The following is a 26540-nucleotide window of genomic DNA, read 5'->3' as shown; positions in this document are numbered from 1 at the left end:
CCCCGTCTCCTGTAAACTTCTTAAATGGACATAGACTTCGATCTCTACCGGTACGAAGTACGCATTTCTTCCGACCCGCTCGTGCGGCTTTCCGCCATTGATGTTTCCCCGGCAAGCCCGCAGCGTACCATTGTCTTCATTCATGGTTTTGGCGGCAAGGCAGAACAGTGGCATTACCAAATGCAAAAATTCGCGATGGATAATCGCGTCATTGCATTGGATATGCGCGGGCATGGACTTTCCGATAAGCCTTCTACTGGCTACGACATGCCGCGCATCCAACTGGACCTCGAAACTGCTCTGACCCAGTTGAAAGTATCTCCGCCTTTTGTTTTAGTGGGACATTCCTTCGGCGGCGCGGTTGTGACCGACTATGCCCTCAACCACCCTGACCATATCGAAAAACTTATCATCATTGCCACTGCTGGAGAGTTCAAACTTAGTCCGCTCTTCAGACTGGGACTGAACCTGCCTGCTTCTGTGCTGCGACTCGTTGGTCCGCTTACACGGAGATGGCTGCACGCTCCGCCACATGCCCTGCGCGAGTACTATCACCGCAATATGGCGATCTGGCGTGGCTGGGAGAAATTCTCACAGCTCGTGGTGCCTACACTCGTTATTCGCGGGCATCGCGATATTGTCTTTGACCGCCCGCTGTTCGAAAAGGTAGCAGGCTCCATTCCCGGCGCAGAGGATATTGATATTGGCGTATCCGGTCACATGGTCATGCTCGAGAGGCGCGAGACGGTGGACCGTGCCATTGCGAATTTCCTAAAAGGCGAATCCAAAAAGACCTGGCGTGACAAAGCCTTTGTCATCCAAAAGGCCCAGCGCGACGACCTGAAGCGCGAACGTACCTGGCTCAATCATTATGAAGAAGGCGTGCCGTATACTGTGGATGTGCCGCGCATTCCTGCGCATCATCTCCTGCGTTCGGCGGTGCGGCGCTTCCCGGATAGACCGGCGATCTTCTTTGAAGGTTCAAAGATGACCTATCGTGCCTTGAATCATGAGGTGAACCGGTTTGCCAATGCGCTTCTGGCGCAGGGAATTGGCAAGGGTGCGCGCGTGGTTTTACTTTTACCGAACATTCCACAAATGGTGATCGGGTTCTATGGCACTTTGAAAGCGGGCGGTGCAGCGGTGTTGATCCCGCCGATGACCGAGCCGGAGGAATTGATCCGTCAGATCAAAGAGGCAGATGCCAGCGTACTGGTGACCATGTCTACGTGGGCAGGGTTGGCGAAGCAAATTCAAGATGGGGCAGGGGTGCCGCATGTAGTTCTAACCGACCCTGGGCAATATCTGTCCCTGCCGAAATATCTGATCTCACGCTGGCGTAACCGTGGTTTGGACTTCCGTAATGCTTTGCATTGGAATCGCTGGCTTTCCCAACAGGATACAAAATCTCCGGGGGTGGATGTTCACTCGGATGATATGGCGGCTATCATTTACACAGGCGGCACCACGGGGCTTTCCAAAGGGGTTATGCTTTCGCACCGCAATCTGGTTGCCAACACATTGCAGACGCGCCATTGGCTGCCGAGCGCCCATGAAGGCAAGGAACGTTTCTTGTGCGTTGTGCCTTTCTTCCATAGCTATGGAATGACCGCTGCCTTGAATGTGCCTGTTTCACTTGGGGCGGCATTGATCCTCAAACCACAGTTTAAGACATTGGACGTTTTGAAATCCATCAAGAAGCATAAACCGACGATCTTTCCTGGATCGCCAAGCATGTATGTTGCCATTAACAACTTCCCTGGTGTGCGCAAGTATGGCATTCGAACGATAAAAGCCTGCATCAGCGGGTCTGCGCCTTTGCCAGTGGAAGTGCAGGAAGCGTTTGAAAAACTCACCAAGGGTAAGTTGGTGGAAGGCTATGGTCTGACCGAGGCGTCACCGATCACCCATGCCAACCCCTTGGGCAAGAACCGCCGCCTTGGAACAATTGGAGTCCCGTTGCCATCCACCGAAGCTGTGATCGTGGATCTGATGACCGGGCGCAAAGAAATGGAACATGGGCAGATCGGCGAGCTTGCCATTCGCGGTCCGCAGGTAATGTTGGGGTATTGGAAGAACGATGCCGCAACAAAAGAAGTTATCACCGAAGATGGCTGGCTGCTTACCGGGGATGTTGCCCAAATGGACGAAGACGGTTTCTGTCGAATCATTTCCCGCAAAGCCGACATGTGGTATCCAGAAAAAGGCGGCAAGGAACCTGCCTTCCCGCGCGATGTGGAAGAGGTCATTTACGAGATCCCACAGGTGAAAGAAGTGGCGGTTGTGGCTGTGGCGGGCAGTCCCTTTGCCTTTGTGATCGCAGGCAGGGAAAAACCCAGTGCCGAATCTGTGATCGGGTATTGCAAACGCCGCCTGCCGCCGCACCTTGTGCCGCGTTTTGTGATCTTTATGGACGAATTCCCGCGCACGTTCATTGGCAAGGTGTTGAGGCGCGAGCTGGCAAAACGTTACGGCAAGCAGATCGCCAGCGAGTAAAGAACCTGTCCTTACAAAATTATTGTTTCAGATTTCACCTGCCATTAATTTGAATACAATATGATTACTTTAAGGCGCCGCGCTCCATACATGCGGCGTCTTTGTGAGATAAGAATGGAAGTTAGAACAAAGAATAAGATCGAATATCGCAGCATCACGCTTCCAAACGGACGCAGAGTGAATTATGTACACCAGGGCGTGGGACTGCCGGTCGTGATGGTTCATGGACTGGCTGCTTCCCTGCATGACTGGGACGACCTGATGCCTGAAGTGGCGGCAGCTGGCTATGCCGGGTATGCGTTGGATCTGCTCGGACATGGCGAGAGTGAGAAGCCCGAGCGCGCGCATGAGTATTCCGTTGAAAATGCGTATGCTGATTTCGCGGCTTGGATCGATTCTCTGCATATCAAAGCACCGATGGTGTTGGTGGGGCATTCCCTGGGTGGCGGACTTTCGATGTTGTATGCGCGTCGTAACCCAGACCGGGTGAAAGCACTGGTGATCGTCAACCCGTTCTATTCGATGGGGCAGTTGCCGCCCATTTTGCAAAAGATGTTCCGCCATCAATTGATCAATACCACACTGATCGAGCGCACACCTTACCGGCTCTTTCGCCTGTTCGTAGATGTGACCAGCTTCAGTGGATATATTGGTAATCGTGAGACGCACGTATTGCCCGAGCATATCCGTTACCAGACGGCGTTGGATTACAAACGCGCCTCTTCCGGTATTTACAACATTCCGCGCACGCTTCATCATCTGGACATGGACCCTTCACGCATTACCCAACCGACTTTGCTGTTGTGGGGCGGGCGCGACCAAACGCTTGCGCCTGCTTCTTTTCCGAAACTGGCGGGTATGCTGCCCAACCTGGTGAAGACCCATCATTTTCCGATCTGTGGACATGTGCCGCATCAATGTCACCCGGCAGATTTCAACCCGCATGTGATGGAGTTCTTGAGCAAGATCTGACGATGGACGGTAGACCATGGATGGAATAATCCCGAAGGGATGACAGGATTATAGAAATTTTGAGGATAGAATTTCAAACCCCGAAGGGTGTTATAGATCGTTTTAGATTATGACACCCCTTCGGGGTCATTGTTTAAGAAAAGTTTTCAGCATTGTTATTGGTTTAGAGAGTATAGAAACAACTCAACATTATGGATGAAGCGGGGCTTTTATCCATGGTCAATGGTCTGTTGTCTATCGTCTAATGGGGAATCGAGTCAATATTTTAAGATTGCAAAAACCAAAGTGCCACTTGTCAATCATCCGGCTAGGTGCTAAAATGCCGAACACATTAGGCATATATACGGGGATGCAGAGCTTTTACGCCCATATATGGCTAGGTCATCTGTTCTAATAATGGAGCCTATTTCGGATGCGTTGTCCGTATTGTAAACATCATGACTCGAAGGTGCTGGACACCTCTCACGACAGCCACGGTGGGATTCGCCGTCGGCGGGAGTGTCTGAAATGCCGCCAGCGCTTCAGTAGTTACGAGCGCCCGATCCTTGCCACCCCGCTCATCATCAAGCAGGACGGCAACCGCGAGGAATTTGACCGTGAAAAGATGGCGCGGGGCATCCGTATTTCTTGTGCGAAGCGACCTGTTTCGGCTGCAGATATTGAGCGCATGATCGGGCAGGTGGAAGTGAAATTACAAAAACTGGGTAAAGCTGAGATCTCTTCACGTGTGGTGGGAGACTTGGTGATGGAAACCCTGAAGGAAGTGGACCAGATCGCATACGTCCGCTATGCGATCGTGTACCTGGGATTGGACGACCTCCAGTCTATTCGTACAGAGATCGACCAGCTTTTAGAAGATTAATTAGGCAAAGACCCTCAAGGGGGGAGTGTCTTTGTCTTTTTGTATCTGTGATTACTGTCATGCTGAGCGATAGCGAAGCATCTCTACCTAGACCAGCAAGATTTCTTGCGGGAGTAGAGATCCTCACCAGCACTGCATCCGCAGCGCGGTGCATGTGTCGGTTGCGAAGAGCACGCTCCCTCAGGATGACATAAATAGTGAATCACGCGGTGCAAGACCCGCGATAATGAATAAACTTTACAGGAGTATCCAATATGGTAACAAAATCTGCTGAAACAAAAATAGTCAAGAACGGTTTGCTGCCCACGCCGCCCATGAAAAAGGGATTGCCCGGTGCAACCCTGACGGATAACGCCCGCCAGGTGTTGATGAAGCGCTATGTGCGCCGCGGCGACGATGGCAAGCCTGCCGAGAACGTGGAAGAGATGTTCTGGCGTGTGGCGCATCATGTTGCCAAGGTCGAAGAACAATGGGGCGCGGATGTGCAAGCCCGCACCGTTGAGTATTACCACCTGCTTTCGAGCAAGAAATTCTTTCCGAACTCCCCAACTTTTACCGGTGCTGGCACGCCGTTGGGGCAGCTCGCTGCGTGTTTCGTCCTGCCCATTACCGACGATATGGGACGGCACAGCGCGGGTATTTTTCAAACTTTGCGTGACGCTGCCCTGATCCAGCAGACAGGCGGCGGCAATGGATTCTCCTTCTCACGTTTGCGCCCGCATGGCACCATGGTCTTGACCTCTGCCGGGCAGGCGACCGGTCCGGTTGGCTTTTTGCGCGTGTATGACCACGCCTTTGGCGAGATCGCTCAGGGCGGAACCCGCCGCGGTGCGAACATGGCGGTGCTGCGTGTGGATCACCCGGATGTGGAAGAGTTTATTACCTGTAAGATCAACGAGAACTCAATTACCAACTTCAATATTTCTGTAGGCATTACCGATGCCTTCATGCAGGCTGTAAAGGAAGACAAGGAATGGGAACTGCGCTTCCCTGATATCGTTGAAATGAAGCAGAAAGGCTTCAATGGCACGCTCGAGCAAGCCGAAGCCGCGGGCATTAAGATCAACGTGTACAAGAAGGTCAATGCGCGCGAGTTGTTCAATAAGATCGTCAAACAGGCGCATCACAATGGCGAGCCGGGTGTGTTGTTCCTCGATGCGGCGAACCGACATAACCCTGTGCCGCATTTGTATCCGCTTGAAGCGACGAACCCGTGTTTTATTGGCTCGACTCGTGTGGCTACCGACCTGGGCTTGCTCACCATTCAAGAACTTGCCGAGTCTGGCGCAAATTTTATGGTGGCTACTGATTTGCGTGCGCCGCTGGGTGGGCATGGCAACGCTGGGGAGGATTTGGGCGTTGCCTATCGCGTTTCTTCACCTGCCTGGATGACAAGAGAAAATTCTCGTGTCTTGAGGATGACTACCAAACACGGCTATTCAGTTACTGCTACACCTGATCATAAATTCCTGACAGCAGATCGTGGGTATGTGGAATTGGGTGATCTCAAAGAAGGCGATGAGTTGTTCTTGCAATCTGGTGAAGGAGTTTGGAGCCGAGATTACGAACTTCCCAATGTGGAAGTGATGCGTCAAAAAATGTCGGTCATGGCACACGGCGGCGACCATGCTTCCGGTCATACAACCACACGTTCAGATTTTACAGAGCAGTACTCCAAATTACCAAACCAATGGTCTCATGAGTTGGGTGTTGTTCTCGGCACATTGGTAGGGGATGGATGGCTTAGCCCAACGAGCAATTCTCCGGTGGGTATGGTCTTCAACTACGAAAGCGATGAATTGCTAAATGTTGTTCATGAAACCATGCAGGCGTATTTTGGAGCAGGGCATTTGCATGAACACGGCTCTGTGCGCCAGTTGACCTATGGCAGGCTGCCTTATATGTTCTTCGAGTCGCTGGGTGTTTTACATGCACGTGCTCATGAAAAACGTGTGCCTGCTTCCATTTGGAGCGCTCCCCGTGAAGTGGTGATCGGCTTCCTGCAGGGTTTATTCACTGCAGATGGGACAGTAAATGTTTCTTCCTTCAAGAAATCCTGTTCGATCCGTCTGGCTAGCGCGTCTCTTGAATTGTTGCAGGACGTCCAAATGCTGCTTCAGAACTTCGGTATTGTCAGCCGAATTCACAAGCGCCGTTCAGATGGTTTCCGTGCTTTGCCTGATGGAAAAGGTGGATCGAAGGAATACTTTACCCATGCAGATTACGAATTGCTGCTGGATAAGGTGAACCGTGATGCGTTTACTGAAATGATTGGATTCCTCGATGCTTCCAAACAAAGCAAGGTTGAAGAATTCATCAGCGGAAAATCTCGTAATTCAAATTCAGAGAACTTCCAAACCACCATTGCTTCAATCGAAGATGCGGGCTTCGCCAATGTGTATGACCTGACTGAAATGCAGACACATAGCGTGATCGCCAATGGTGTTGTGGCACACCAATGTGGTGAGCAATGGCTTGGACCGTATGAGAACTGCTGTTTGGGTTCGGTGAACCTCAACGAGCATTGTGGACTCGATGGCAGCGTGGATTGGGAAACCCTGCGCAAATCGGTTGTGACTGCTACGCGTTTCCTCGATGATGTGGTGGAAGCCAATGCATATGTGCCTGCAGTGCCGCAATTGAAAGAAGCCGCACATCGCGCCCGCCGTATCGGGCTTGGCATTATGGGGCTTGCCGACCTGATGTACCATGTGGGCGTGCGTTACGGCTCGAAGGAGGGTCAGGAATTCGGTGCGCAGGTAATGGAGTTCGTGCGCTATCACTCCATGGTGACGAGCATTGAGCTTGCCCAGGAGCGTGGACCGTTCCCTGCCATTCAGGGCTCCATTTACGATATGGATGATATGAAATGGGAAGCGCCCAAATCACTGGTCAGCTACGAGCATAACTGGGGCAGACCCGAGGTTAAGTGGGATGCGGTGGTCAAGAACATCAAAGAGCATGGCATTCGCAATGCCGCGCAGACCACTGTTGCGCCGACCGGCACCATCGCCACTGTGGCTGGCTGCGAAGGCTATGGCTGCGAACCCGTCTTCGCGTTGGCATATATCCGCCACGTGAACGATAACGGCAAGGACTTGAAATTAACGTACGCCAGCCCGCGCTTCGATGAAGCGCTTAAGAAACTTGGTTTGGGTGAAGAGAAGCGTCAGGAGATCGTGGAGCAAGTGATGAGCCAGGGAACCTGCCAGCATATCCCCGAACTGCCTCAGCGCATCCGCGATACCTTTGTGGTCTCGGGTGATGTGACCGCCGAGGAGCATGTACGCATGCAAGGCGCGCTGCAAGCCTTTGTGGACAATTCACTTTCGAAGACCGTCAACTTTTCTGAAGGCGCCACCGAAGGTGACGTGGCGATCGCGTATCAGCTTGCCTGGGAACTTGGCTGCAAGGGCATCACCGTCTATGTGACCGGCTCACGCGACAAGGTGGTGTTGGAGACGAAAGCCACTGCCGAAAAGAAGGAAGCACCGGCTCTTGCTGCACCTGCGCCTGTTGCCGCCGCCCAAGCCTCTGCCGCGCCGACCATTTGGCACGGCACCAAGAAGCCGCGCCCCAAGGCGTTGACTGGACGCACGCACAGCATTGACACTCCCGTAGGCAAGGCGTTCATTACCATCAACGAAAATGGCGGCGACCAGCCCTTTGAGGCGTTCATTAACACTGCCAAGGCGGGCTCTGAAATTGCCGCTGTCTCTGAGGCGATCGGACGTTTGATCTCGTACATTCTGCGCATGGCGTCGCCCATCGCCCCCGTGGACAGACTGCGCGAAGTCGTGGTTCAGCTGATCGGCATCGGCGGCGGACGTTCATTGGGCTTTGGTATTAACCGTGTGCGCTCCCTGCCCGACGGCATTGGTCAGGTGCTTGAAGGCTACCTGAACGCCAAAGAAGGGATTGCTGTTGAGGAAGTCAAATCGAACGGCGGAAGCCACGCGCCTGCTGAAAGCACTCCTAAAATGAAGATCGGTGACATTTGCCCCGAATGCGGTGAAGCTGCCGTCATCAATGAAGAAGGCTGCCGCAAGTGCTATGCCTGCGGCTATAGTGAGTGTTAGCCCCCTCCGCCTAACGGTACCTCCCCCAAATACGACAGAAGTACCGTCGTATTTGGGGAGGCTGGGTGGGGGTCCGCCCCTATGTTATAGAGGAAATCCATGCAAAGTGATGCCAAGACCGTGACCGAGTATCTGCTTGAAGTGCCGCAAGAACGCCTTGCCGTCCTCAAGAAACTTCGCGCCTTGTGCCGCAAGCATCTCAAAGGCTTCAAAGAAACCATGGAGTACGGCATGCCCAATTACCGCAGGGACAACGTTGCGGAAGTGGGCTTTGCCAGCCAAAAGAATTTCATCGCCCTCTACATCCTGCGCACGGACGTGATGAACGCCCACGCCGACCAACTGAAAGGGACGGGCATCTCGCACGGCAAGGGCTGCATCCGCTACTCGAAGCCCGAGCGCGTAGACTTTGCCGTGGTGGAAAGTATGTTGAAGGCGACCGCGAGGTCGAAGGGGCAGGTGTGTTAGAGAAAGTGTGTAAGTGAAAAAAGAGAAAGACCTCCTTACTAAAACAGGAGGTTTTTTTGTTATTCATCTGCTGGTTTTAGAACGTCCCAAATTACGGTGAGGACCCGTTCTATATTGTTCATTACATCGTTATTCCAAAACCTCAAAACTTTATAGCCTTTTGAGTTCAAGAAGGCGGTGCATTCTTTGTCGTATTCATCCTTTTCCAAATGTTGCGACCGTAGGAAGTACCATCCAGTTCAATGATCAGCTTCTGGCTTGGAGCGCAGAAATCGACGATATAGTTGCTGATGGCGTGCTGCTTTCTAAAATGGACATCGCCCATCCCGAAAAACATCGGGACAAGTTGCGATGCCCGCGCAGATGTACCCAAAGTTTTTCTTCGGCGGGTGTTAGATTCTTGCGCAACTCTTTGGCATTCTTGCGGATCTTGGATGTGGATGTGTAGGACATTTTGCCCCTCCGTCCTTCGGACACCTCCCCCAATTGGAGAGCACAATTGGGGGAGGACATAATTCTAAGTTGGAACATAACTTTGAGTTTTCTAAAAATCATAAAGTTCTGTCCTCCCCTGTCCATGCTCTTTGGACGGGGGACGCGTGCCCTTTAGGGTAGGTGCCCCGCTAGGGGCGGAGGGGGCTAGATTGCCATTTAGGTTGGCGAATGATTCTTATAGTACTCAAGAATAAAATCACTTTTTGCGATTATACCCGCAGACCTGTCACCTCTTTTTATCTAATTGACAACCCCGCCCGCAGAGCGATAGAATCCCCGCCTTATGAGTCAAGCTTTCAACCCGCCCTTCTATCTACGCAACGCTTTCGTCCAAACCATGCTTGCCAGCAATAAACTCGGCACCAAGCGTAACAACCCCATGCTCAACGCCGCGCGCGAAGTGCTGCTCAACCCCATTCCCAACGTCACCTTGCAAGGCTTCTACTCCCCACACGCGCAGGCAAAAGGCGTGGTCATGCTCTTGCACGGCTGGGAGGGCAGTGTCAACTCCGCGTATGTCTTGCGCACCGGCAAATTCCTCTACGAACACGGCTACTCCGTCTTTCGACTCAACTACCGCGACCACGGCGACACGCATCACCTCAACACCGGTCTGTTCTACGCCATCTTATTGGATGAAGTCTTCGCCTCCGTCCAAGCCGTGGCAGGGTACGAAACCAGTAAGCCTTTCCACCTCCTCGGCTTTTCGATGGGCGGCAACTTCGCCTTGCGGGTCGCACGCAAATGCGCGGTACACCCCATTCCCAACCTCAAGCACATCTTCAGCATCAGTCCCGTCCTCGACCCTGAAAAATCCACGTATGCCATCGATCAACATCCCATGCTGCAAAAGCACTTTCGTCGCGGCTGGTCTCGTTCCCTGCTCAAAAAGCAAAGTCTCTACCCGCATCTTTACGATTTCGATGAAGGCTTCAAATTAGAAACTATCACCGCCATGACCGAATGGATGCTTCAGCATTACAGCGAGTACCCGGTCATGCGTGACTATTTCCGCCAGTACACCCTCCTTGGTGATGCGCTCACAACTCTCAACGTCCCGACCACTCTCATCACCGCCCAAGACGACCCCATCATCCCCGTCGAAGATTTCTACGACCTCAAACTCAGTCCCACCACCGAACTCATCGTCCACCCTCACGGCGGGCACAACGGCTTTTTCGAAACTTTATCTGGCAGGGTCTGGTATCAGAAGAAGATTTTATCCACACTGATGATGTAAAAAAAAGTTACAGTCACGTGTGAGGTGACTGTAACTTAAATTACTTTGATCTATAAAATTAATTCTTACAACTTGCCGAATGCCACACCTTTGTAATTCCAACCGCTGGCAGCTACTGCTTCTTGAATGGGTTTCTTGATCTCATTCGTGCTGAAGCGATAGTTATAGACCACGCCCGGCTTCAACTCCTCAGTAAAGGCATATGCTGCGCCGAACTCCACGGAAGTCATCTGCCCCTGGAACTTCGAGACCGAGATCGAAAGGCGTGGCACACCAGAGTGCCATTCGACCTCATATTCCTCGTCTTTGGCACGCACTTCGTTCTTTTCCGCATCGAACTTCATAAAAATGCGGAAGACCTTGGTGATGTTCGCCTTCCCGAACAGTTGAAACCATTTTGCGTCCACGATCTTCCACTCGGCGATCAAATCCACGTTTTCGGCAGCACCATCAATGATCTGGTACGGAGCCGTCTCGCGGTTCAAGCCCAAGAGTCTTGCCCGCACTTCGTCTGTTGTAAGCACTGGCACATTCTTATTTGCTTTCTTGCCAAACCCAAAGAGTCCCATGATGTTTTCCTTTATAAAATGAATTTCAATGATTATAGCGGGGAAGGTTGTTGGTACATCCCGGCAGACATCCCCCATTTAGGCGATTGGGGAACCTGCCCACAGGGCTATAATTGTCCTATTCAACCAAACAGGAGGCAAAATGTTTTTTGGAAAAAAAGAGCCAGAAACTCCGCGAAACCCGATTCGCATTACGATTGTCACTGATGAATATCTCATCGAAGCCTGGGACGACCCGGAATTATCCATCTTTTACGCCGCATATGACTCTGAAGTGGATGACCCCACCGGCGGAGCTCTCATTCTCAAAGATGCATACGTCAAACCACTTGGGAAGATCAACACCCCGGCGCGCACGTTCACACAGTGGCGTTTACCTTCTTTTGTGAAGGTCATCGCCATCCTATCCGACGACCCTATTACTGAAGATATCATGGCAGAAGCCTGGGTGAATTATGTCACGCCTTTCAAATCCCTCTTGTACGCAGGGGCTTTCACAATTGAAGGCACTATCTTTTCAGAAGATGATAATCCGCCTGATTTTGCCTTGCGCACTTTTGTCCCTCTTGAAAACTCTATTATCACGTATCAATTCGATAAGGACTTCAAGCCCATTCAGGGGCGTTGGGGCGTGGTCAACTCGGTCTTGATGCATGGCTTTAGCATCGAAAAATAATACCTTTTTCAAAAAAGAATAGAGAATAAACAACATGGCAAAACTCATCCCTGCCGCAGAGCGCATCATCCGCGCCCGTAAATTGCTCCAGCAAGCCCGAGCCCTGCCCGTCCCGACGGAGGGACTCGGCAAGAACGATTTCTCCTACATTGCCGATATCCGCGACCTGATGCGGCAGGCAAAGGATATGGTCAAATTCATCCCGCAGACCGCGGGTGTTTCCCTTGAAATGAAAGAGGAAGTCAAGAGGATCTACACCGAGGTCGAACAGGCTGAGAAGGAAATCCTTTCTTAATCGCAACTCGGTGACGTTCTTCACTGGAGGCGTGAGGGAATTTGGATGTACAATGAAAGTGTAACCAGCCCTCGAAAGGAGCCAACCCCATGACCGACAAACTCGACGTACTTCTGGAACAAGTCCATGCCGAGCTCCAAAAAGTGGACAAAGTGGATGCCGACAGCCTCAAGCTTTTGCAAGATCTGGAGCAGGATGTGCAGTCCCTGCTGAAGAAAGCGGAAGTCGAAACCCCATCCATCCTTGAGCGAATGCAAGACGCGGTGGAACAGTTCGAGGTGGAACATCCAACGCTCACCACCTTACTTTCAGAGGTTTCCACCATCCTAAGTAACGCCGGAATTTGAAAGAAACCCATGCCTGCCATGAAAAAATCCCTTCATGGCAGGCTTTTTTATTCTGTGATGAGCGGAATTCTTCATCTGACCTCTACCTTTTCTTTACAGATCCTTTATATGCGGGTTGTAAACTAATGTTTGTAAGTTCGAAAGAGAAAAGGAGTTAGTCATGAAAAAGACAATTTTGATCGTAGCATTAGTTTTGGCAGCCGTGGCAGTCATGGGTATTGGAGCGGGTGTAGTGTTCGCCCAGGACGTAACGCCGCCTTATAATGGACAAGGTCCCATGCGCAATGGGGAAGGTCCCATGCATACCTTTATGGTGATCGAGTTCGCTAAAAAGCTTGAAATGAACGTGAATGACATAAATACCCGCCTCGCAGCTGGCGAGACCATGTATGATATCGCTCTCTCTGCTGGTGTAACCGCTGAGGAATTTCCTGCAGTTATGACGGAAGTCCGTTCGGCAGCTGTGAATGCAGCTGTGACGGCAAATGTCATCACGCAGGAGCAGGCAGACCGGATGTTGTCTCATGGAAGTGGTCAGGGCGGCATGGGTACAGGTGATTGCACCGGTGCCGGTCCGCAGGGACAGACGGGCAGCCATGGGATGATGAATGGTGGCGGCGGTATGATGGGTGGACGCTGGCAGAATCAGCAGACCAACCCGTAATCAATAGCAACAAAAAAGAGACGGCATTTGCCGTCTCTTTTTTGTTATTCTTTTCCTTCTTTCAAATATTTTTTCACATCGCCGCCTGACCAGATCCCGTCCATGACGATTTCGTAACCACCCATGTTCATTATCTCATCTTGCATTGCGGACATTTTTGCCAGCAACGAGCGGAAGATATACGGACCGAAACTCACGCGGTTGATGCCAAGTTCTTGAAGTTGCTTCAAGCTGGCGGTCTTCGCTGTGGCAAGCACATTGATGGGCGCAGAGAGCCGTTTGCGCAGGATAGTGAGTGTCTCTTTGTCGCCGCGCCCAACCGGGTAGACAGAATCAGCGCCTGCGGCTGTATAAGCATTGAGGCGGGTGATGACATCTTCGAGGCGCTCTTCATCTGAGGAGAAGCCCTCCGCGAAGAAACTATCGGCTCGGGCATTGATCACAAGGTGAACACCCTTTCGATCTGCTGCTTCACGGACGGCTTTGATGCGCTCCACTTGTTCAGGGATCGTGCGTAGGTGAGCGCTATCATCCCAGCTATCTTCAAAATTCAAGCCGACTGCACCCGTGTCAAGCAGGCGTGAAATATTTTCCTGTAAACCTTCGATCGAGTCTGAATATCCCGCCTCAAAATCTGCGGTGACGGGGATGTTCACACTGCGGACGATCCTTGTGATCATTTCCAGCATTGTTTCCAGCTTGATCTGCTCTCCATCACTGTACCCCAGGGATTCAGCGATGGCAGCACTGGCAGTGGCGACTGCACTGAATCCTTTTCTCTCCAACATCCGCGCACCGATTGGATTCCAGACATTGGGAAGGATGAGTAGTTTGCCGTTGTTGTGCAGAGATAAAAGTTCTTGTGCTTTAGCAGCTTGAGACATGGGCATTGTCCTATAAGTAGAATTATCCACAGAGAGCACGCAGTTCTTCTTTGTGACGCTGTGTTCTTCGTGGCGAGTTTATTTTTCGTTTTTCAACAACCGCGCAGAGTTGCCGAGAATTCCCAGATCTGGGATGGATTGTAATGCAGCAGCAAGCATGGGTGGGAGAAAACCAAATGCAGCCAGCAGTAAACCGATGATGTTATATGCGGCGGTGAAGCCAAGGTTGCCTTTCACCACCCGCATGGTCCGTTTGGCGGCGGTAATGACCTGCGGAATTAGCATCCAATCTTCGCGCAACAGGGTGATATGTGCCGCTTCAATGGCGATGTCGGAACCTGCTTTCATGGCAATGCCAATATCAGCCTGGGCAAGCGCGGGCGCGTCGTTGATACCATCGCCAGCCATAACCACGATATGTCCCAAAGACTGATATTCCTTGACGATGCGGATCTTATCTTCGGGAAGCAGGTTGGCGCGATAAGAAATGTTTAACGAATTCGCGAGAGAAGACGCCGTGTGTTCATTATCACCGGTCAATAATTCTATCTTTTTAATGCCTAGGCGTTTTACGTCCTGCAATGCCTCTGGCACTTCGCTTCGCAGTGTGTCTGAGGCGGCGATGAGCCCTGCGAGTGTGTTATTTAGTGAAACGAACAGAACTGTTTTGCCTTGTGCCTCAAGTTCTTTTGCTTGCGGCGGCATAGATGCATCCGTGAGTATCGGGCGACCAACGGCGACTCGTATTCCGTCAATTGTCGCACGCACTCCCATGCCGGTGATCGATTCGAAGTTGGTCACTTCACTTAATTTCACATCGCGTTCATTCGCAGCCCGGCGCAGGGCATCAGCAAAGAGATGCTCAGAGTAACGGTCAGCAGAGGCGGCGTAGGAAAGAAGCGTTCGTTCGTCCATGGCATTCAATACAATGATATCCGTCACGACCGGCTTGCCCAGTGTCAACGTCCCGGTCTTGTCGATCAATAAAATATCGGCGCGTGCGAGGATTTCGAGATACTTGCCGCCTTTGATGAGTACGCCGCGCTTTGCGTTGGAACCAATGGTGGCAAGCATGGCAATAGGTGTGGCAAGCGCAATAGTGCATGAACATGCAACAAGCAACACCGCTGCGGTGGCGAGCGGATCGTGTGTGAATAAAAACGTGAGTGCGGCGATGCCTGCCACAACCGGCAGGTAATATGCGCTGAATTTGTCGGCGAACTGCTGCACGTCGGCACGGTGCGCTTCGGCTTCTTCGACCATTTTGATGACACGCCCGAACATGGACTGTGCTCCCACGGCTTGGGTACGTACTTTGAGCGTACCCTGCTTTACTATGGTCGCGCCTCGTACCTGCGACCCGATGCCTGCTTCCACCGGCATTGACTCTCCTGTCACTGATGATTGGTCCACTGCTGCGTGACCGGCGATGACCTCTCCATCCACAGGGATCTTTTCGCCTGGGCGGATGATGACGATATCATTCAGTTGAACTTCTGAGACGGGGATTTCTTTCTCTTCATTATCTTTTTCAACGCGTGCGGTTTGCGGAGCCAGCGCTGTTAAATCTTTCACTGCGCGGCGCGCCCCTTCGGCAGTGAGACGTTCGGTGTAGCCGCCGATGTGCATAAAGAAGATGACGACCATCGCTGTGGTCCATTCACCGACAAGGAGCGCAGCGACTGCGCCAATGCTCATGAGGGTATGTGCAATGATCTGTCTATTGAACGCGGCGCGAATGACGTTTAGAAAGATCGGTGCGCCGCCAAGTAACACGAGCGTAACTCCAACAGGGAAGGGGACGAGTCTTGTCAGCCCTTCCAGCAGCCCCAGCCATTCACCGAGGACAACGACAATGATGACCGCACCAAAGGCAAGCCCGAATGCCGTGAACATGCGCCGAGAAAAGTCTGTGAGTGCGGCATTGGGTGTTTTTGCCTCTTCGTCCTTTGAAGCGATAGAATACCCGGCATTTTTTACAGCAGTACGAATTTCATCCATTTTTGTGACGGACGGGTTCAACTGTACGATGGCTTTTTCAGATGACAGAAAAACGTCCACTTTTTGCACGCCGCTTACGCCAGAAATGGCTTTTTGGACATGTTGAGTGCACTCTGTGCAATCCATGCCGGTGATCGGGATCTCGACGGTCTGTAGTTGGTCCATTTAAATTCCTAAACGTGCTGATGCTCGCGGATCTCGCAGTAGAGTAATCCTTTGTCGCAGTCTTCACACTCCATTTGTAAAGTGGCATGCTGGATGTTGTAGTGATGGGCAAGTAGTTCATTGATATTGTGTTGAATGGTTACACCTTCACCGATGGAAATATTATTAATAACCACATGGGCGGAAAGCATGCGTAAATTTTCGCTGATGCTCCAGACGTGCAGGTCGTGAACACCTAAAACACCGTTTACATTGCAAAGGTCTGTAACCATGCTATCCATGTTGATGTTTTCAGGAGTGCTTTCGAGCAGGATGTGGATAGTCTGCCGGAGGATGCCCCAGGCGTTATATAGAATGAACGCGCCGATGAGCACACTGACGAACGGGTCAAGCCAGTTCCAATTTGTGAAGGCGATGATGATGCCTGCAATGACCGCTCCAAGTGTGGATACGACATCTCCCATCAGGTGAAGGAATGCGCTGCGCATGTTTAGGTCGTGTTCGCTGCCTTCTTTGACCATCAACGCTGTGACAAGGTTGATGATAAATGCCACTGTACCCACTCCGATCAGAAGGGCTGAATCAACCTCGGGTGGGGTGATGAAGCGGTGGTAGGCTTCGAAGAAGATGCCGAATGCGATCAGGATCAAGGTCGTAGAGTTGACGAGGGCGACGAGAATTCCTACGCGATGATAGCCAAAAGTCTTACCGGCATGGGCGGGTTTCAAGGCAATGCGCAGCGCATACCAACTTAATCCCAGTGCGATGACATCGGTGAAGTTGTGCGCAGCATCTGTCAGTAGGGCGAGACTGTTGCCGAAGATACCGGCAGTTACTTCAATAATTACGAAAGCGGCGGTGAGGATTAATGAGAGGGTAAGTCGTTTGGTCGTTTGTGTGGTGAGATCACCAATATGGGAATGTGTATGAGAATGAGTATGCATGGTCATCCGTGTTGAACGTGATCGTAGCCCAGCGTGAACAAGCGTGAGACATGGTCGTCGTCGATGGAGTAGAAGACCTGCCTGCCCGATTTTCTAGCACGGACGAGGTGCATCTGGCGCAATCCACGCAGTTGATGGGAGACAGCGGATTCGGTCATGCCAAGTCCGTCGGCAAGTGCGCGGACGTTCATTTCCCCGTCCATGAGTTGGGCAATGATGCGGATGCGGCTGGCGTCGCTGAGCGCGCTAAAAAGTTCTGCAAGTTTGATGGCTTTGAGTTCGGTGAGTTTCATGGTTGAATATATGAGCAAGTGTTCATATATTACTCCTCAAAAAAGACCCTGTCAATATGAGCTTTGACAGGGTCTAGTACGTTACGATTCGCAGGTGTAGCTGAAAAGATATGCGCTGGCAAGCCCATCACGAACGGCGCAGAGTTTCTGTGGGTTGCCGCTATCGCCATACATAAGTTCAAAGCCGGTTTCGGAGCTATTGATCCAAAGTGAGAGGTTTCCGCGCTGCTTGGTGGTTCCATTCGCGCGCCAGCCCTTGCCCCATTCCACAGTGCCGGTGAAGGTTTCGTATTTCTCGCCCATAATATTGTACAGGTCGCCGGTTACAGTTTCGCCGGTTTGAGTGAGGAGCAGGTAGCCTTCATCTTCACGTAGTTCAGAGCGGGAGTTCCATTTTCCGCTAAAGCCGCAACCTGCCGGGAGTTCCATGTTTTCGCCTCGAACACCGCAGAATGATAATTCAGTTGAGGTGGATTTAAAGTTATTCTCGCCTTCAGCGACGAGAGTGAAACTGCCCAATACTTCCGTTTCGAAAAAAGCTTCACCGTTTTCGTTGATCGACCCGCTAAAGGTCTCATTCCAAAAGCCGCCATACCCTGCTATGTTCCCGGTGAGTTTATCTCCATTTTGAATAAAGTTGACCGTCCCGAGATTTGTTGTCCATGTACCAGCAAAGCTGGAAGACGCCATTGTTGCCGGTCCGCACCCAATGATGCATGTACCTATTACGAATATTAATAAACCGGTCCAAATCAGTTGCTTCATATTGTGTTCTCCTTGTAGTATTACTTTAGCTTTTTATCGGTGAAGACGCAATAAGACAAAGAGGGGATAAAAACTTTCTTCTAAGTAGCCGATCGAAATAAATTTAAAAAAGAACATCGTCATTGCAAGGGGAGCGCACTTCCCGGCAATGCAATCTTGCCCTCAAGTCATGAGATCGCATTGCCGCAAAAGGCGCGACTCACAATGACGGAATTTTAATTATTTTTTAACTGACTACTTTAGATGACTTTCTTTTTAGTTTACACCGATCACACCCAGCCCATTAATCTTGCAAAGCTTGCGGTGAGAAAGGTCACCAGAAATGCCGTGCCGAGCGTGATTACCACACTTACAGTCGCCCACTTCCATGATTTGGTTTCTTTGTAGATCGTAATAACGGTCGTTGCACACGGATTATGAAGCAGCGCAAACAGCATTAGATTGATGGCAGTTAACATGGTCCAGCCGTTGCCATTAACGAGCAGGTCGAAGATCGCGCTGTTTGAGGAAGGTCCGTTGATCATCATGCCTGCGCCCATGTAAACCATCATCATGGTTGGGACGACGATCTCATTGGCTGGGATTGCGATGATATATGCCAGCAGGATCACGCCATCGAGTCCGAGCAGCAAGCCGAACGGGTTGAGCCAATCTGCTATGGCGCGGGCCAGGTTGACATCTCCATACGGGATGTTTGCCAGTATCCAGATGATGGCACCGGCAGGTGCTGCGGTCTGCATGGCACGCCAAAGGACAAAGATCGTGCGGTCAATAATGGATGTATAAAGGATCCGTCCAACGTTGGGTTTTCGATAAGGCGGTAATTCAAGCGTAAATGCGGATGCTTCGCCTTTGAGCACCGTGCGCGATAGCAACCACGACATCAGAAATGTGAACCCAACGCCGATCAAAACCACGCCGACAACTGTTCCAGCGGCGACGAAGGAAGTCAACGCTGCGGGGAAGGATGAGGCTACGAAGACCGTGGCAAGCATAATTAAGGTCGGGAAGCGCCCGTTGCAGGGAACGAAGTTATTGGTCAGGATGGCGATCAGCCGCTCTCGCGGCGAGTCGATCACGCGAGTCGCAACCACGCCAGCCGCATTGCAGCCGAAACCCATTGCCATGGTCAACGATTGTTTGCCGTGGGCGCCGGTCTTTTTGAAAAGCCAGTCGAGGTTAAAGGCAACACGTGGCAGGTAGCCGAGGTCTTCAAGGAAGGTGAATGCGGGGAAGAAGATCATCATCGGTGGGAGCATGACACTGATGACCCAGGCAAGACCCAGATAGACGCCATCCCAAATGAAGCCGGTAACCCACCAAGGGATGAACCCAAGCGAGTTGAAGAAATTCCTTCCAATATCGCCCAGACCAAAAAGTACGGTGGCGATCGCTTCTGAAACCACGTTCGCGCCGGAGACGGTCAGCCAGATGATGATGCCGAGCAGCATGACCATGATAGGCAGGCCCGTCCAAGGTGAGGTGACGAGCCGGTCTATTTTTTGGTCGAGGTCATATTTTTTATTGGTGGCGGTTTTTACAGCACGCTGTGCAATGGTCTCTGCTTCGCTGTAAATGGATTTGACGATCTCATCGCGGAACCCGGTGGACAGATTGTTGCGCAGGGCTTCTGCCTTGTTGATGATGTCGTAGGGAGTAACATTGTTTTCCATGCTTTATTGCCTCCCTTCCACAGACATCTTTTTGCTGAATTGAACATCGGCGCGGCTTTGGCGGGAGACAATATCTCCGAGCTCGCCGCTGGTGATTGCGTTTTGCACGCGGGCGTCGCCGTCCAGCAAACGGATCGCCAGCCAGCGGGCGTTCGGGATGCCCGGTGCCATGCTTTCGATCATGGGTACAAGTTCGTTGACTGCTTTTTGAAATTCAAGCGTACCCTCCACCCGGCGTGGCTTTACAAGGATATTGCCCTCGATCACATCAGAAATGGTGGAAAGCAATGTTGCTACGCCATCTCCCGTGCGGGCTGTGATGGGAATGGCAGGAACGCCAAGATCGCGGGCCAGGCTGCGAGTATCCACTTCAATTCCTTTGCGGTGGGCTTCATCCATTAAGTTGACAGCGACAACTACTTTGTCTGTGATTTCCATGACCTGCATGACCAGGTTTAAGTTACGTTCGAGTGCGGTGGCATCGGTCACTACAATGGTGCAACTGGGTTGACCAAAGAGAATGAAATCGCGCGCTACTTCCTCATCCTGGCTGGCAGATAAAAGCGAGTAGGTTCCGGGCAGGTCCACTAGTTTGTATTTGATGTTATTGAACTGATATCCACCTTCGGCACGGGTGACGGTCTTGCCGGGCCAGTTGCCTGTGTGTTGTTTGAGCCCGGTTAAGGCGTTGAATAATGTGGATTTACCCGTGTTCGGGTTGCCAGCCAATGCAACGACGCGCTCAAAATCACCGACTTTGATGCCCATTTGTTCAAGCTGAGTAAAGGCAGGGCAGGTTTCACAATGTTCTGTGGGAAGGTTTATTTTTGTATTTGTCATTTTTTTCTCTCAATTTCTGTCATTGTTTCGTCGGGCTAAAGCCTTTCTCACAATAACAATTAGATCGGTTTCACCCATATTTGGGAAGCCTGATCATTCCGTAGGGCAATCATGGTTCCACGCACGCGGTAGGCGCGCGGTTCTCCGAAGAAATTTGTCAGCTCTGGGTAGATCGTCGTGCCGGGAGTCAGCCCCAAGTCTAGAAAGCGGCGGCGCGTGAAGCCTTGCACCGAGTCGTCGAGGGTGACGATCTGAGCGCGTTGATCATGTGCCAGTTCCGCCAGAGGGATGGCTTCGCGTTTCAGCATTTCACTTTCAGGTAATGCTGAAACGAAGATGTTGGATGCCACTGCGGGTGCAAGACGGTATTCACTTTCACCATCGCTCAAAATATAGCGGTTCTGATTTCGCTCGATGATGCGGATATCCTGTCCGAGGCGTAACCCGGTAGCCAAAATTTGTTGATACGCCAGGGCGGGTTCATCCTCCAAATGAACGATCCGGGCTGGATGATCTTCACGCCATGCGGTGATGGACATGCCCTCTGCTCGATTTAGTTTTCCCTCCCGGGTGGGGATGGGGTCTCCGTGCGGGTCGCGGGTGGGGTGACCCAGTGCGGCGTCGAGCTCGTTGAGCTGTGCTTCGGTTAGAGTATGTTCACGCTTCTGTGCTTCGCTATGGATCTTGCTGAGCGGCATGCGGGCTTCATCAGCGAGATAACGTTCCCACAAACGGTGGGCGCGGACGATATGCAACGCCCAGCGTTCACCTTGGGCGGTAAGATGCAGTTCGTTGCCTTGCGATTCGAGTAAACCTTGCGCTTCCATGTGTTCGACAAGGCGGGTCACTTTGTCGCGAGGCAGGTCCAATGTCCCGCCGATGGATTCAGGTGTTGCGTGTCTGCCTTGATTCTCGCGGTCTAAAAGATGTTTGAGCGCATCTTCTACCTGTTCGCGTTCTTGTGAGGCACGCCATGTGCGGTAGATCGCGATCAACCCGATCCGTGGAAGAAAGATGGTAATGATCAGGATGGTAAGTGCGATTAGCCAATATGTGCTTGAATTCATAACTTATCGGTTCCCTAATTTGGGTAAGAATTTTCCGGTGCGTTTCATGTATTCGCGATATTCATCGCCAAATTTTTCGATGAGATTCGCTTCCTCTTTCGGGGTACGAATTGCCATTCCGACGAATGCCAGAATGCCCAGTAGTGCAATGAACCAGTTGTCAGCCATCATCCCAAAAGCGATAAATAAGGATGACCCAATGGTATATAGCGGATGCCGCACCCAGCGGTAAATTCCGTTCGTAACGAGTTTATGCTGTTTTCTGGTTGTGCTGACAGGGGTGATGCCGTTGCCTATGCTTGTGAATAGCCAGTAAATCCCACACACCACGAGGATGCCAATGCCGACACCAAACCACCGCATCCAATCAGGGATATACGCTTTGGACCATATCATCCATTGAGGGTTGATGAGAAAAACCAGTGGGCTTACCCACAGAGCCAGTCCGCTAATGCGAATGATGGTCATTGTAGGGATGCCATCCTCTTTGCGAGAGAGCGTTTCCCCAGTTTCGCGATCCGCTTTCCGGCGAAAATAAATTGAAATACCTACACCGGTAAAAAAGATCAGAGCAGCCAGAATTCTAAAGATCATTTCTTTCATTTGAATTACCTTTCTATTTATAAAATCAGACTTATTTGTTGATCTCCACAAATATCTTGGTCGTAATGTTCAGCCCGAGTACATTGGATCGCTTGCCGATTTTTATGGTCAGGTTATTGTCGAATGTGGAGTAGTCTATGACCTCAAGTTGAGTGCCTGGAGTGAGCCCGAGGCTGTCGAGATGACGAAGCAGCTTCGGGTCTTGCGAAGCGACACGCAGGATGGTTGCGATGTGATTGGGTCGCAGCGATGACAGGGAAGTGGATTCGTCCACAGGCATCTTTAAATCTTCAGTTGGGATCAATTCGCCATGCGGGTCGCGTAGCGGATTGCCGAGCGCGGCAGCAATGCGTCGTTCGAAATCTTCTGAAATGAAGTGTTCCAATCGCTCTGCCTCCTCGTGGACTTCGTCCCAGGAATACCCAAGAGTTTGTACGAGCCAGGTTTCAAGCAGGCGGTGATGACGAATGACTTCGAGTGCGGCTCGTTTTCCCGCTGCTGTAAGGGTCACACCTTGATGCTTCTGGTATTCGACAAGAGCCGGCTTTTCGGCTGCCAGTTTTTGGATCATGCCTGTCACGGAAGCTGGTTTGATGTTGAGTTCGCGTGCCAGGTCATTGGTGCTGGCGAGTTTGCCGCACTCGGTCAATTCATAAATGCGTTTGAGATAATCTTGAGTAGAGGTGGATTGTTTCATCAATGTGTTATTTCCAAAGAGAGAGGGTGGTGCAGGCGAAGAAAGCCATGTATGCGATATTGAAACCTGCCCCTTCCGTCCGTTCGCGGACGAATTTCGGAAGGATGCGTTTGACGAGTAACCAGACGAATGTCATCGTTAGTGGAGTAACGCCTGTCATCCAGACCGGGAAGGCGGTCTTTCCCGATGCAACCAGGATCGAAAAAAGAATAGAGGCGATGACAATAAAGCTCAATAAGGGGGCATACGTAGCGATCAAAACTTTTTTATGGCGTTCGATCATCCCTGCAATGATCGCCTGCGAATCTTCGTGGACGTCGTTCAGGGCATGGATATATTCACCCAAATAGTAGAATGAACCATGAACGAACGTTCCGATGATTGTGGCGCACCCGAATAAACCAAAAACTGCCAGTGCAACCCAGACATTTACATTGCTCAAACCCTGGTATGTTTGCCAGAACCCGAGCAGGATCAATGGCGTCATAAAGACTCCGATCAATGCGCCCCACATCAAGCGGATGGGGGAGAGTACGAGCATCTTCTCTGAGCCTGAAAGTAATTGCGCAAAAGGTTTGAGCTTTGGGTAATCGCCTAAAGAAACTTTTGCAGCGAGTAAAAGCACATCGCCAATTGCGTATATCCCCGCGCCAGTGAATGCCAGAATACCAATAAGATTAAGAGGGATCAAATCCATACGAAGCTTGCCTTGTAAAATTTAGTCATGCCTAAATTATTTTATATTATGCCCTAAAAAATGTCAAGAGATTCGGGCTTGACTCTTGGTAGTGAAATCTGTATACTGACTTTGTTAGTACAGTGAATTTACAAAGTTGTGCAGTTGACCTTCGTGCTTTGCGTGTAGACAATTTAGGTTCATACCATGAAAAAAGCTACTCATCAGCAAACCAAACAGCATAATCGCGACCTCGTTTTGCATACCATCTTTGCAAACGAGTCTATCAGCCGCGCAGAGGTTGCGCGCGTTACCAACCTGACCCGTACGACCGTTTCAGATGTGGTTAATGGTTTGTTGGAAGAAGGTTTGGTGCAGGAAGTTGGCAGAGGCGAATCGATCGGCGGGAAAACGCCGATCTTGTTGAGCGTTGTGGCGGATGCACGATATTTGATCGGGTTAAACCTTGCGCAGGATAAATTTATTGGTGCTATTTTGAATTTACGCGGGGAGATCAAAGAGATGTTGGAAGTACCCGTCTCAGGTGACGACGGTAAGACCGCTCTCGACCTTGTCTATCAGATCATTGATCAATTGATGAAGAAAAAGATCACACCCATTGTTGGAATTGGGGTGGGGACGCCTGGCTTGGTCAACACTCGCGAAGGGGTGGTGGTGAATGCCGTCAATTTGGAATGGCAAAACCTGCCGCTCGGGCAATTATTGGAAAAAAAATACAAAGTGCCTGTTTCTGTGTTGAACGATAGTCAGGCAACTGCAATTGGAGAGTATGTGTACGGTGGTGATCATTCAAGCGACGATAACCTGATCGTGGTTAATGTTAAGCATGGTATTGGTGCAGGCATCTTTGTGAACGGACGGCTATTTCAAGGGGATGGCGGCGGCGCAGGTGAGATCGGTCATGTGGTGGTGCAGGAGGGCGGCGAATTGTGCCGCTGTGGAAAATATGGCTGTCTTGAAACGATTTCCAGCGCGCGTGCAGTACTCGGTAGTTTGAAATTGAAAACATTGGAGCAGGCTCAATCTGCTTTTGAAAATGGGGATGTAAAGGCGCAGGCGACTGTCTTGAAGGCAGCTCGATATCTTGGCGTTTCGCTCGCAAATTTGATAGGCACACTTAATATTCAAAAGATCGTTCTAACCGGCGATATGACCCGTTTTGGCTCTGCCTGGATGGATGAAGTGAACACATCCATGCGCAATGCGGCATTGGCGCGCCTTTCTGAAAGCACGCAACTCGAATTCGGTACGCTCGATTATCGCGCCTGTATTCTCGGAGCTTCGGCGTTTCTGTTGTTGGATGATTATTCCCTTTTATTTTCACAGGAAAATTAATTTATGCAATTGATCGAACCTAAAGTCGTGCCGCCCTTGGATGCAGACTTTCGTCCGGCGGTATTGGCAGACAAGAATTTTCAGTTAAACACCCAGCTGGTTGGGGTGCGAGCAGTACTCGGTTTGGAAAGAGGCGCGGGCGATATCTCGCGCTTCGAGACCGTGGTTTATCCTGAAGGGCATCCTGATTTCGCATCCAATTTTTCGTATATTGAGCGCATTGTGAAATTTTTGCTCTGGCAGCGCGGCGGGCATACTGTTTATGTCGGTGCGCCGAAGGCGGTGGGTGAACATGTTCGAAGTGTGTTCTCTGCGAACGGTGCGCAGAAATTCGACTTTCATTTTATGGGCACGCAGGTATACGAGAAGGAATTTTCAGTTGTGATCTGCGGGGCAGATGAAGTGCCCGCCGCATGCGAGACTGGGAAGTTACTTGGGCGCAATTTGGCTGGCTATCGCATTGGCTTTGACCTGGGCGCATCAGACCGCAAGGTGAGCGCTGTAGTGAATGGCGAGGCGATCTATAGCGAAGAAGTGATCTGGGAACCGCGTAAAAATAGCGACCCCGACTACCATTATCGTGAGGTGATGACAGCCCTGAGAACTGCTGCGGGCAAAATGCCGCGTGTAGACGCAATTGGCGGAAGCTCAGCAGGCATTTATGTGGATAACCGCCCGATGGTGGCTTCGTTGTTCCGTGGTATTCCTGCCGAAAAATTTGGCGACATTAAGAATATGTTCATGCGCATCCGTGATGAGATGGGTGTGCCGTTGGAAGTCATAAATGATGGCGACGTGACCGCATTGGCTGGCTCGATGTCGATCGAAGATAACGGCATCTTGGGTATTGCGCTTGGCTCAAGCGAAGCAGCGGGATATGTAAATATGGAAGGTCGCATCATGGGCTGGCTGAATGAGTTGGCGTTCGCGCCCATCGACTATAGCCCCACGGCACCCGTGGAAGAATGGTCTGGCGACAAAGGTTGCGGCGCTTCGTATTTTTCACAGCAGTGTGTTTTTCGGTTGGCGCCGAAAGCGGGGATTGAAGTCCCTGTCGATGTGACTGATGCCGAGAAGCTGAAGTTCGTGCAGAAGAAGTTGGAGGCCGGCGAAGACGGCGCGACCAAAATCTGGCAGAGCATGGGCATTTATCTTGGTTATGGCATTGCTCATTATGCTGAGTTTTACGACATCAAACACATTTTGATCCTGGGGCGTTGCACCTCGGGGCGTGGCGGCGACTTATTGATCGAAGGCGCAAAGAAAGTATTCAAAACCGAATTCCCTGAATTATTGAAGAAGATCGAACTGCATCTGCCAGACGAGAAGATCCGCCGGGTGGGGCAGTCTGTTGCAGCGGCGAGTTTGCCGGTGGTGTAAATCCCTTGTTCTGTTGCGGGTAAACCCTTAACG

The 26540-nt window shown here is 51.2% G+C and carries 27 protein-coding genes; 12 read left to right on the top strand and 15 right to left on the bottom strand.

Annotation, left to right across the window (positions count from 1 at the left end; translation table 11 throughout):
* Nucleotides 1-24: 24 nt before the first annotated feature.
* From IPG80_RS19760 to IPG80_RS19740, 5 genes are all read left to right on the top strand, one after another.
* On the top strand, nt 25-2496 hold the full coding sequence (locus IPG80_RS19760; RefSeq protein WP_345110788.1) for an alpha/beta fold hydrolase: 2472 nt from the start codon (nt 25-27) through the stop codon (nt 2494-2496).
* A gap of 114 nt (nt 2497-2610) precedes the next feature.
* Nucleotides 2611-3468: an alpha/beta hydrolase gene (locus IPG80_RS19755; protein ID WP_345110785.1), complete on the top strand. Its 858-nt coding sequence runs from the start codon at nt 2611-2613 to the stop codon at nt 3466-3468.
* A 412-nt stretch (nt 3469-3880) separates the two neighbouring features.
* The gene (gene nrdR / locus IPG80_RS19750) at nt 3881-4330 is read left to right on the top strand and encodes a transcriptional regulator NrdR (protein ID WP_345110782.1); all 450 of its coding nucleotides are present in this window, start codon (nt 3881-3883) and stop codon (nt 4328-4330) included.
* 254 nt (nt 4331-4584) lie between these two features.
* The gene (locus IPG80_RS19745) at nt 4585-8409 is read left to right on the top strand and encodes an LAGLIDADG family homing endonuclease (protein ID WP_345110779.1); all 3825 of its coding nucleotides are present in this window, start codon (nt 4585-4587) and stop codon (nt 8407-8409) included.
* 99 nt (nt 8410-8508) lie between these two features.
* A complete protein-coding gene (locus IPG80_RS19740; protein WP_345110776.1) occupies nt 8509-8877 on the top strand; it encodes a DUF1801 domain-containing protein in 369 nt (122 codons plus the stop codon).
* 59 nt (nt 8878-8936) lie between these two features.
* Here the strand turns inward: IPG80_RS19740 and IPG80_RS19735 are convergent, their stop codons facing one another.
* From IPG80_RS19735 to IPG80_RS19725, 3 genes are read right to left on the bottom strand one after another with little or no spacing between them, the layout of a single operon-like run.
* On the bottom strand, nt 8937-9047 hold the full coding sequence (locus tag IPG80_RS19735; RefSeq protein WP_345110773.1) for a DUF559 domain-containing protein: 111 nt from the start codon (nt 9045-9047) through the stop codon (nt 8937-8939).
* Complete coding sequence (locus IPG80_RS19730) at nt 9044-9157, bottom strand: hypothetical protein (protein WP_345111096.1); 114 nt, start codon at nt 9155-9157, stop codon at nt 9044-9046. The genes IPG80_RS19735 and IPG80_RS19730 overlap by 4 nt, the downstream gene beginning before the upstream one ends.
* A complete protein-coding gene (locus IPG80_RS19725; protein ID WP_345111099.1) occupies nt 9124-9330 on the bottom strand; it encodes a DUF559 domain-containing protein in 207 nt (68 codons plus the stop codon). Before IPG80_RS19725 ends, IPG80_RS19730 begins: the two co-directional genes overlap by 34 nt.
* 325 nt (nt 9331-9655) lie before the next feature.
* Between IPG80_RS19725 and IPG80_RS19720 the strand changes: the two genes are divergently transcribed.
* A complete protein-coding gene (locus IPG80_RS19720) occupies nt 9656-10612 on the top strand; it encodes an alpha/beta fold hydrolase (RefSeq protein ID WP_345110770.1) in 957 nt (318 codons plus the stop codon).
* A gap of 65 nt (nt 10613-10677) precedes the next feature.
* Here the strand turns inward: IPG80_RS19720 and IPG80_RS19715 are convergent, their stop codons facing one another.
* Entirely contained in the window at nt 10678-11181 is a 504-nt protein-coding gene (locus tag IPG80_RS19715) for a hypothetical protein (RefSeq protein WP_345110767.1), read from the bottom strand.
* A gap of 142 nt (nt 11182-11323) precedes the next feature.
* Here IPG80_RS19715 and IPG80_RS19710 point away from each other — a divergent pair, with 142 nt between their 5' ends.
* From IPG80_RS19710 to IPG80_RS19695, 4 genes are all read left to right on the top strand, one after another.
* The gene (locus IPG80_RS19710; protein ID WP_345110764.1) at nt 11324-11857 is read left to right on the top strand and encodes a hypothetical protein; all 534 of its coding nucleotides are present in this window, start codon (nt 11324-11326) and stop codon (nt 11855-11857) included.
* A gap of 34 nt (nt 11858-11891) precedes the next feature.
* Complete coding sequence (locus tag IPG80_RS19705) at nt 11892-12152, top strand: hypothetical protein (RefSeq protein WP_345110762.1); 261 nt, start codon at nt 11892-11894, stop codon at nt 12150-12152.
* An 89-nt stretch (nt 12153-12241) separates the two neighbouring features.
* Nucleotides 12242-12499, top strand: coding sequence for a DUF4404 family protein (locus IPG80_RS19700; RefSeq protein ID WP_345110760.1), 258 nt, complete (start codon nt 12242-12244; stop codon nt 12497-12499).
* 160 nt (nt 12500-12659) lie between these two features.
* Nucleotides 12660-13163 (top strand): hypothetical protein, encoded by a 504-nt coding sequence (locus IPG80_RS19695; protein ID WP_345110757.1) that lies wholly within the window; start codon nt 12660-12662, stop codon nt 13161-13163.
* 44 nt (nt 13164-13207) lie between these two features.
* Here the strand turns inward: IPG80_RS19695 and IPG80_RS19690 are convergent, their stop codons facing one another.
* The 11 genes from IPG80_RS19690 to IPG80_RS19640 all read right to left on the bottom strand — a co-directional run bounded on the left by IPG80_RS19690 (nt 13208) and on the right by IPG80_RS19640 (nt 23792).
* On the bottom strand, nt 13208-14047 hold the full coding sequence (locus tag IPG80_RS19690) for an isocitrate lyase/phosphoenolpyruvate mutase family protein (protein WP_345110754.1): 840 nt from the start codon (nt 14045-14047) through the stop codon (nt 13208-13210).
* Between the two features lie 78 nt (nt 14048-14125).
* Entirely contained in the window at nt 14126-16213 is a 2088-nt protein-coding gene (locus IPG80_RS19685) for a cation-translocating P-type ATPase (RefSeq protein ID WP_345110751.1), read from the bottom strand.
* 8 nt (nt 16214-16221) lie between these two features.
* Entirely contained in the window at nt 16222-17157 is a 936-nt protein-coding gene (locus IPG80_RS19680) for a cation diffusion facilitator family transporter (RefSeq protein ID WP_345110749.1), read from the bottom strand.
* A 2-nt stretch (nt 17158-17159) separates the two neighbouring features.
* On the bottom strand, nt 17160-17450 hold the full coding sequence (locus tag IPG80_RS19675) for a metalloregulator ArsR/SmtB family transcription factor (RefSeq protein ID WP_345110746.1): 291 nt from the start codon (nt 17448-17450) through the stop codon (nt 17160-17162).
* An 81-nt stretch (nt 17451-17531) separates the two neighbouring features.
* The gene (locus tag IPG80_RS19670) at nt 17532-18215 is read right to left on the bottom strand and encodes a hypothetical protein (protein ID WP_345110744.1); all 684 of its coding nucleotides are present in this window, start codon (nt 18213-18215) and stop codon (nt 17532-17534) included.
* A gap of 269 nt (nt 18216-18484) precedes the next feature.
* Nucleotides 18485-19888, bottom strand: coding sequence for a nucleoside recognition domain-containing protein (locus tag IPG80_RS19665; protein ID WP_345110741.1), 1404 nt, complete (start codon nt 19886-19888; stop codon nt 18485-18487).
* 3 nt (nt 19889-19891) lie between these two features.
* Complete coding sequence (locus tag IPG80_RS19660) at nt 19892-20728, bottom strand: FeoB small GTPase domain-containing protein (protein WP_345110738.1); 837 nt, start codon at nt 20726-20728, stop codon at nt 19892-19894.
* Between the two features lie 59 nt (nt 20729-20787).
* Entirely contained in the window at nt 20788-21795 is a 1008-nt protein-coding gene (locus IPG80_RS19655) for a FeoA domain-containing protein (protein WP_345110735.1), read from the bottom strand.
* A 3-nt stretch (nt 21796-21798) separates the two neighbouring features.
* Nucleotides 21799-22398: an isoprenylcysteine carboxylmethyltransferase family protein gene (locus IPG80_RS19650; protein ID WP_345110732.1), complete on the bottom strand. Its 600-nt coding sequence runs from the start codon at nt 22396-22398 to the stop codon at nt 21799-21801.
* A 31-nt stretch (nt 22399-22429) separates the two neighbouring features.
* Nucleotides 22430-23095, bottom strand: a complete 666-nt coding sequence (locus IPG80_RS19645; protein ID WP_345110729.1) for a metal-dependent transcriptional regulator — start codon at nt 23093-23095, stop codon at nt 22430-22432.
* 7 nt (nt 23096-23102) lie between these two features.
* The gene (locus tag IPG80_RS19640) at nt 23103-23792 is read right to left on the bottom strand and encodes a DUF6796 family protein (RefSeq protein WP_345110726.1); all 690 of its coding nucleotides are present in this window, start codon (nt 23790-23792) and stop codon (nt 23103-23105) included.
* A gap of 186 nt (nt 23793-23978) precedes the next feature.
* Here IPG80_RS19640 and IPG80_RS19635 point away from each other — a divergent pair, with 186 nt between their 5' ends.
* Complete coding sequence (locus IPG80_RS19635; RefSeq protein WP_345110723.1) at nt 23979-25127, top strand: ROK family transcriptional regulator; 1149 nt, start codon at nt 23979-23981, stop codon at nt 25125-25127.
* A 3-nt stretch (nt 25128-25130) separates the two neighbouring features.
* Nucleotides 25131-26507 carry an ROK family protein gene (locus IPG80_RS19630; protein WP_345110720.1) on the top strand — a complete coding sequence of 459 codons (1377 nt, stop codon included), beginning with the start codon at nt 25131-25133 and terminating at the stop codon, nt 26505-26507.
* The last annotated feature ends 33 nt before the right edge of the window (nt 26508-26540 follow it).

Origin of the sequence: Candidatus Villigracilis vicinus, from assembly GCF_016702885.1 — a bacterium.
In the GTDB taxonomy this organism is placed as follows: Bacteria; Chloroflexota; Anaerolineae; order Anaerolineales; family Villigracilaceae; genus Villigracilis; species Villigracilis vicinus.
This window is presented reverse-complemented; position numbering and strand designations above follow the sequence as displayed.

Coding starts and splice junctions, on each gene's coding strand:
- IPG80_RS19705 (WP_345110762.1), top strand. CDS start 11,892: ATGGCAAAACTCATCCCTGCCGCAGAGCGCATCATCCGCGCCCGTAAA.
- IPG80_RS19685 (WP_345110751.1), bottom strand. CDS start 16,213: ATGGACCAACTACAGACCGTCGAGATCCCGATCACCGGCATGGATTGC.
- IPG80_RS19755 (WP_345110785.1), top strand. CDS start 2,611: ATGGAAGTTAGAACAAAGAATAAGATCGAATATCGCAGCATCACGCTT.
- nrdR (WP_345110782.1), top strand. CDS start 3,881: ATGCGTTGTCCGTATTGTAAACATCATGACTCGAAGGTGCTGGACACC.
- IPG80_RS19650 (WP_345110732.1), bottom strand. CDS start 22,398: ATGAAAGAAATGATCTTTAGAATTCTGGCTGCTCTGATCTTTTTTACC.
- IPG80_RS19680 (WP_345110749.1), bottom strand. CDS start 17,157: ATGCATACTCATTCTCATACACATTCCCATATTGGTGATCTCACCACA.
- IPG80_RS19695 (WP_345110757.1), top strand. CDS start 12,660: ATGAAAAAGACAATTTTGATCGTAGCATTAGTTTTGGCAGCCGTGGCA.
- IPG80_RS19630 (WP_345110720.1), top strand. CDS start 25,131: ATGCAATTGATCGAACCTAAAGTCGTGCCGCCCTTGGATGCAGACTTT.
- IPG80_RS19760 (WP_345110788.1), top strand. CDS start 25: ATGGACATAGACTTCGATCTCTACCGGTACGAAGTACGCATTTCTTCC.
- IPG80_RS19645 (WP_345110729.1), bottom strand. CDS start 23,095: ATGAAACAATCCACCTCTACTCAAGATTATCTCAAACGCATTTATGAA.
- IPG80_RS19665 (WP_345110741.1), bottom strand. CDS start 19,888: ATGGAAAACAATGTTACTCCCTACGACATCATCAACAAGGCAGAAGCC.
- IPG80_RS19715 (WP_345110767.1), bottom strand. CDS start 11,181: ATGGGACTCTTTGGGTTTGGCAAGAAAGCAAATAAGAATGTGCCAGTG.
- IPG80_RS19690 (WP_345110754.1), bottom strand. CDS start 14,047: ATGTCTCAAGCTGCTAAAGCACAAGAACTTTTATCTCTGCACAACAAC.
- IPG80_RS19720 (WP_345110770.1), top strand. CDS start 9,656: ATGAGTCAAGCTTTCAACCCGCCCTTCTATCTACGCAACGCTTTCGTC.
- IPG80_RS19640 (WP_345110726.1), bottom strand. CDS start 23,792: ATGGATTTGATCCCTCTTAATCTTATTGGTATTCTGGCATTCACTGGC.
- IPG80_RS19635 (WP_345110723.1), top strand. CDS start 23,979: ATGAAAAAAGCTACTCATCAGCAAACCAAACAGCATAATCGCGACCTC.
- IPG80_RS19745 (WP_345110779.1), top strand. CDS start 4,585: ATGGTAACAAAATCTGCTGAAACAAAAATAGTCAAGAACGGTTTGCTG.
- IPG80_RS19675 (WP_345110746.1), bottom strand. CDS start 17,450: ATGAAACTCACCGAACTCAAAGCCATCAAACTTGCAGAACTTTTTAGC.
- IPG80_RS19670 (WP_345110744.1), bottom strand. CDS start 18,215: ATGAAGCAACTGATTTGGACCGGTTTATTAATATTCGTAATAGGTACA.
- IPG80_RS19725 (WP_345111099.1), bottom strand. CDS start 9,330: ATGTCCTACACATCCACATCCAAGATCCGCAAGAATGCCAAAGAGTTG.
- IPG80_RS19660 (WP_345110738.1), bottom strand. CDS start 20,728: ATGACAAATACAAAAATAAACCTTCCCACAGAACATTGTGAAACCTGC.
- IPG80_RS19655 (WP_345110735.1), bottom strand. CDS start 21,795: ATGAATTCAAGCACATATTGGCTAATCGCACTTACCATCCTGATCATT.
- IPG80_RS19710 (WP_345110764.1), top strand. CDS start 11,324: ATGTTTTTTGGAAAAAAAGAGCCAGAAACTCCGCGAAACCCGATTCGC.
- IPG80_RS19700 (WP_345110760.1), top strand. CDS start 12,242: ATGACCGACAAACTCGACGTACTTCTGGAACAAGTCCATGCCGAGCTC.
- IPG80_RS19740 (WP_345110776.1), top strand. CDS start 8,509: ATGCAAAGTGATGCCAAGACCGTGACCGAGTATCTGCTTGAAGTGCCG.